The 5315-nt window shown below is 48.7% G+C and carries 5 protein-coding genes; 4 read left to right on the top strand and 1 reads right to left on the bottom strand.

The window, feature by feature from the left end; all coding sequences use genetic code 11:
* Positions 1–124: 124 nt before the first annotated feature.
* The 3 genes from PHU49_14175 (at position 125) to PHU49_14165 (ending at position 3544) form a co-directional block, all read left to right on the top strand.
* A complete protein-coding gene (locus tag PHU49_14175; GenBank protein ID MDD5245153.1) occupies positions 125–979 on the top strand; it encodes a chemotaxis response regulator protein-glutamate methylesterase in 855 nt (284 codons plus the stop codon).
* Positions 980–1376: 397 nt separating this feature from the next.
* On the top strand, positions 1377–1829 hold the full coding sequence (locus PHU49_14170; GenBank protein MDD5245152.1) for a cache domain-containing protein: 453 nt from the start codon (positions 1377–1379) through the stop codon (positions 1827–1829).
* A gap of 74 nt (positions 1830–1903) precedes the next feature.
* Complete coding sequence (locus PHU49_14165; protein ID MDD5245151.1) at positions 1904–3544, top strand: methyl-accepting chemotaxis protein; 1641 nt, start codon at positions 1904–1906, stop codon at positions 3542–3544.
* 182 nt (positions 3545–3726) lie between these two features.
* Here PHU49_14165 and PHU49_14160 read toward each other — a convergent pair whose 3' ends face one another.
* Positions 3727–4341: a hypothetical protein gene (locus PHU49_14160; protein MDD5245150.1), complete on the bottom strand. Its 615-nt coding sequence runs from the start codon at positions 4339–4341 to the stop codon at positions 3727–3729.
* A gap of 392 nt (positions 4342–4733) precedes the next feature.
* On the opposite strand from PHU49_14160, the gene PHU49_14155 reads away from it, so the two are divergent.
* Complete coding sequence (locus PHU49_14155) at positions 4734–4922, top strand: hypothetical protein (GenBank protein MDD5245149.1); 189 nt, start codon at positions 4734–4736, stop codon at positions 4920–4922.
* Positions 4923–5315 lie beyond the last annotated feature (393 nt).

The following is a 5315-nucleotide window of genomic DNA, read 5'->3' as shown; positions in this document are numbered from 1 at the left end:
ATGTGTAGCACCTGGCCGAACATACTGCTAAACTTATTCATGGGAGCCCCCTCAGGTTTATTTGGTTGTCGCGAATTAAGTTTACCTGTTCGGGGTTCCCCCTTCAAACTTATTTTGGACAGATGTGAGGCAGCACCCTATACCAATAGTAATGTGTTCGAGCCTCACGGAAAAAGGTTCAGAGACAGCCATGAAGGCTATGGAATACGGCGCTGTTGACATTATTCAGAAACCCCGTCTTGGCGTGAAGCAGTATTTAGAAGAGACAAAGGTCATAATCTGCGATGCGGTGAGGGCAGCAGGGGGCGCACGGGTCAAAAGAGTGACGCCAGATATGAAGAATGTTGCACCGAAGCTGAGCGCCGATGCCGTCCTGGAAAAACCTAGTTCCAGGGCGATGATCCAGACAACTGAAAAGATCATTGTTGCCGGCGCCTCAACGGGAGGCACAGAAGCATTGAAGGATTTCCTTGAAGTAATGCCGCTTGATATGCCCGGCATGGTCATCGTCCAGCATATGCCCGAACATTTTACCGCTGCCTTTGCAAAACGGCTTGACGGTATCTGCCGGATTTCGGTAAAAGAGGCTGAAAATGATGATACAGTGGTTCGCGGGCGTGCCCTCATTGCCCCAGGCAACAAGCATACGCTGCTCAAAAGAAGCGGGGCCCGGTATTATGTAGAGGTAAAGGACGGTCCCCTTGTTTGCAGGCACAGACCTTCGGTTGACGTGCTCTTCAGATCTGCCGCGCGGTATGCCGGAAAAAATGCAGTAGGCGTTATCATGACCGGAATGGGCGATGACGGGGCGAAGGGGATGTTTGAGATGAAACAGGCCGGGGCATATACTGTTGCCCAGGATGAGGCATCCTGCGTTGTCTTCGGCATGCCGAAAGAGGCTATCAAACTCGGTGCTGTTGATACCGTAATGCCCCTTAATAATATCGCCGGCGTGGTCCTGAGGGAATCGAATAAATAATAGTACAGCTTACAGCTCATAGCCGACAGCTCACAGTCATTAGCAAGATCAACAAAGAGTAGGCAGTATGCAGTAGGCACCGGAAGACAGCTCATAGTAAACCAGATGCTGGATACTCGATGCTTGATACCGGCAATAACCACGTCGCTTTGCCCCTCTGATGATAATACATTTTGAACATTTAATATTTGGATTTCGATATTGTTTAGGATTTGGTGCTTAGTATTTAGGATTTGCCATGAGCTCTCAGCCATCAGCCCAAATCTGCTTTCTCTGCTTAATTAAAAATTGAATCGTGCGATAACTATTTTGTGCCGGATTTATGAATAGATATGGAATAAAAAGTGCTTAACTGCAGTATATCCAGGGGGATAAACTACAACAGGGAGGTAGTAAAATGAAAAAGATTTTTATGGTAATGGTGATCGGGATATTTTTTATGGTTTTTACAACCAGCCTTTATGCAGCAGGTACTGCAGCAGAGGCTGAGGCAATGGTGAAGAAAGCGGCAACCTTCCTTAAGGCGCAGGGCAAGGACAAGGCGTTCAAGGAATTTACCGAGGGCACCCAGTTTAAAAAAGAAGACCTCTATATCTTTGTCATTGATGTAAACGGTATGACACTCGCTCACGGTGGCAACCCCAGGCTTGTCGGAAAAGACATGAGCGGGCTGAAGGATGCGGATGGAAAATTGTTCATCAAGGAAATGGCGGACGCCGCCAAGGCAAAGGGAAGCGGCTGGGCTGACTACAAATGGACGAACCCTACTACAAAAAAGATCGATAACAAATCCACATATTTCCAGAAAATGGATAACATGGTTATAGGTTGTGGCATTTATAAGAAGTAACAGGCCGGGAGCGACTGCGCAACTTTCTTCAACGCAGTTGCTCCTGTTCACTCAACGGTATACAGGGAGGTTTTATGAAAGGGTACCTTACAAACTTAAAGATGTCGAAAAAACTGCTCCTGTCTCCCCTCTGCGTTATGTTCTTCCTTATTATTTTTGGTATTGTGTCTTACATGGGGAACGTAAACCAGAAATCTGCCATAAACGACATCTTTAATAACAGATTCAAGGGATATCAGATGTCCGCCAGGATCAGCAACGACCTCACAAATGTCCATGCCAACGTCTATAAGGTCATCAGCTGGACAAATGCGAACTATGATGCAAAGAAGGTCAGCGACCTTGGAAAGGAACAATTGGTTGCCATCGACAAGACATCGGAGACCATTAAAACGATTGTTGCTTCAAAAGGTATCACTGCAGAGCAAAAAAAGCTTTATCAAGAGTCACTGAATCAGCTTGCGGAGTATAAAAAACCGGTTCAGGGCGTAATTGATCTCTCCTCCGGTGACCTCAGTACAGCTACCATGTTCATGGGCACATCCGACGACGCATTCCAGATTCTCAACAAGACGCTCCAGGACCTCCTTGCGATGGAGAACAAGCTCAGCAAACAGAGTTATGATTTCTCACATAATAGTTTTATGCGGGTGCTTATCATCTCCATCGCGGTCATGGCCATTGCAATAGCTCTCTCGCTTTTTATCAGCATCTTCATGACGAAGCTGATCTTGAAGCCCATCAGCAACGCCATCGAGGTTATCGAAGACATCTCCCGTGGTGATCTGACAAAACGCATTGACATCAACGCAACCGACGAGATCGGGGAGATGAGCAGGCACTTCAACGTCTTCGTCGATAAGCTGCACGAGACCATCACGCAGGTAGCAAAAAGCAGTAACGATGTATCCTCCGCGGCAACGATGCTCGACAGCGCGGCGGAACAGATGTCGGCAGGCGTCGAGGAGGCTGCTACCCAGGTGAATTCCGTGGCGACAGCCAGTGAAGAGATGTCGACGACATCCTCCGAGATCGCTCAGAACTGTGTCATGGTCGCCAGGAGTTCCGAGAAGGCAAATACCTCGGCAATGAGCGGCGAAGGCATCATCCAGGAGACGATCTCCGTGATGACCCGGATCAACGACAGGGTAAAACAGTCTGCCGGCATCATCAAGAGCCTCGGCACACGGTCGGAGCAGATCGGTGAGGTCGTGGGGCTCATCAACGAGATTGCCGACCAGACCAACCTCCTTGCTTTGAACGCTGCCATTGAGGCGGCACGAGCCGGTGAACACGGCAGGGGTTTTGCCGTTGTCGCCGATGAGGTACGGAAGCTTGCCGAACGGACCACCGGGGCGACGAAGGAGATCGGCGCCACAATTGAGTCCATGCAGTCCGAGACGAAGAACGCCGTTGCCTCCATGAAAGAAGGGGAGAACGAGGTCGAACTGGGCACGCAAGAGGCATCAAAATCAGGAGATGCCCTGAAAGATATCCTGAAGCAGGTGAATACCGTTACCACCGAGATCAACCAGATCGCCGTAGCCTCTGAAGAGCAGACTGCAACAACCAACGAGATCGCGACGAATATCCAGCAGATCTCAGGGGTGATGCAGGATACCGCGAAGAGGATCCAGGAGAATGCAGGCGCCGCCGCACAACTTGCCAACCTCTCAAAGGAGCTGCAGGGCCTGGTAGGACAGTTCAGGGTGTAGATGCAGCGGAGAGCGGAGAGCTAAGAGCGGAGAGCTGAGAGCGGAGAGCTGAGAGCGGAGAGCTGAGAGCGGAGAGCTGAGAGTGGAGAGCGGAAACTGAGTAGGCAGTAAGCAGTAAGCAGCGTAAACCGGCTAATAGCTCATAGCTGACGGCTGATAGCTGAAAGCTGATCGCTGACAGCTCAAGAAATCAGGGAGGAGAGTTGGGCGATAAGATGCTTGATCGATGGCTGGTTCCCGAGGTTATTGAGCAACGTCTCAATTAGTTTCGCGTTTCTTGTTTGTTTCGATAACTGTGTGTGCAGGGTATCTACATCCTTGAGGAGATAATCACGAGTTTCCATGTCAAGGGAGCTGTCGTTGATGAGAACATGCATAATCTCCATGATTACACTATGGCATGTAATCTCGGGTGTGACGTGATGGGCTGCCGTTTGGAGGGGTTCTTCATGAGGTGTCGATACTTCGGCCTGATCACCTGTAGGCTGCATTGCATTCTGCTTCTCTCTGTATTCCCTGTATTCACCGATAATACCCGTTTCTCCACCTTGCTCGGCAAACAGGCACCCCTCGTTGGTGATCATTATACCTATATCGCTTGGACTGCCTTGCGAGAGGAGAACAAAACCTTTCGATTCGAGTAATTGTGCCGCTTCAACAACATTCGTCATTTCGCCGGCCCCCAGAGTTGTTGCAACCTCTTGAAGCGAAAAGAAGATATACGTATGGCCTATTATATTTTCTGTCTCATAATATATTGCTGCAAGTAAAAGTTCTGCTAATTTTATTGTCTCCATCTCTGCCTCGATGTTAATTTTTCTTGCCGACCGTCATTATAGCATGTTTCTGTTGTTCTGTTAAAAGATAACTGAATATGACCGTAAGTCGTAAGTCGTGAGGGGAAACTGCAGCAGAGAGCAGAGAGCAGAGAGCAAAGGGCTGAGGGTCTTTATTGTATTGTCATCGCGAGGAGCGAAGCGACGTGGCGATCTCAGAGTATAATTTGTTGGATGAGATTGCCGCTCCCGCTTAGGCGGGATCGCAATGACAAAACGCCGACGGATTTTGTTCTTACCCCTTACGACTTACGCCTTACGATCCACGGGGTTTATCGCCTCACGCTTTACAGAGTCATTCCTTGACCTCGGCACGGAAGTTGTTATAATCTGCTGAGGCTTCGGCGAGAGACATGGATAAGGAAGGGTACATCAACTGTTTTCAGTGTAAACATTTTTTTATAACATGGGACAAGAAGCACGCAAAGGGCTGTAAGGCCATGGGTTTCAAATCACATGAAATGCCTTCGCTCGTGGTCTATGAGAGTTCGGGCATCCAATGTCTGCGTTACGAAGAAAAAGAGATGATAAGCCGCAGATAACTTCCCTCCCACCTCCCGCCTTTCACCTTTCACTTTTTACGGTGCTTCTCGCCTAACGCCTACGCCTTCCGGGATTTATCGCCTTACTAATTATAACTCACAAATTACGGTTTCTCGCGCCGAACGCCGAACGCATCACGCCGAACGGGTTTTTATATTGCGGTATACGGTAAGCCTTTTTTGCCTGCTATTCACTATTCACTATCGGCTATCGACCGCCTTACAGGGTTGGAATGTCCTGGTCGTCTTTCAATATGTCTTTGACGGATATAAGGAACGATGCGATAAAGCTTGCGATACCCCCGAGGACGAGAAATGTTTTTTGAAACGACCAGGCATTTGATATGGAGGTAACCTCAAACTTTGACAGAAGTATATTTAACGGATCCACAA

The organism is Syntrophorhabdaceae bacterium (genome assembly GCA_028713955.1).
Lineage (GTDB): Bacteria > Desulfobacterota > Syntrophorhabdia > Syntrophorhabdales > Syntrophorhabdaceae > UBA5609.
Note: the sequence above shows the minus strand (reverse complement) of the source record. Positions and strands in the feature narration are given on the sequence as shown.

What these genes read in the sequence shown, in the direction of transcription:
- PHU49_14165 (MDD5245151.1), top strand. Translation starts at nt 1,904, where the DNA reads ATGAAAGGGTACCTTACAAACTTAAAGATGTCGAAAAAACTGCTCCTG.
- PHU49_14155 (MDD5245149.1), top strand. Translation starts at nt 4,734, where the DNA reads ATGGATAAGGAAGGGTACATCAACTGTTTTCAGTGTAAACATTTTTTT.
- PHU49_14160 (MDD5245150.1), bottom strand. Translation starts at nt 4,341, where the DNA reads ATGGAGACAATAAAATTAGCAGAACTTTTACTTGCAGCAATATATTAT.
- PHU49_14170 (MDD5245152.1), top strand. Translation starts at nt 1,377, where the DNA reads ATGAAAAAGATTTTTATGGTAATGGTGATCGGGATATTTTTTATGGTT.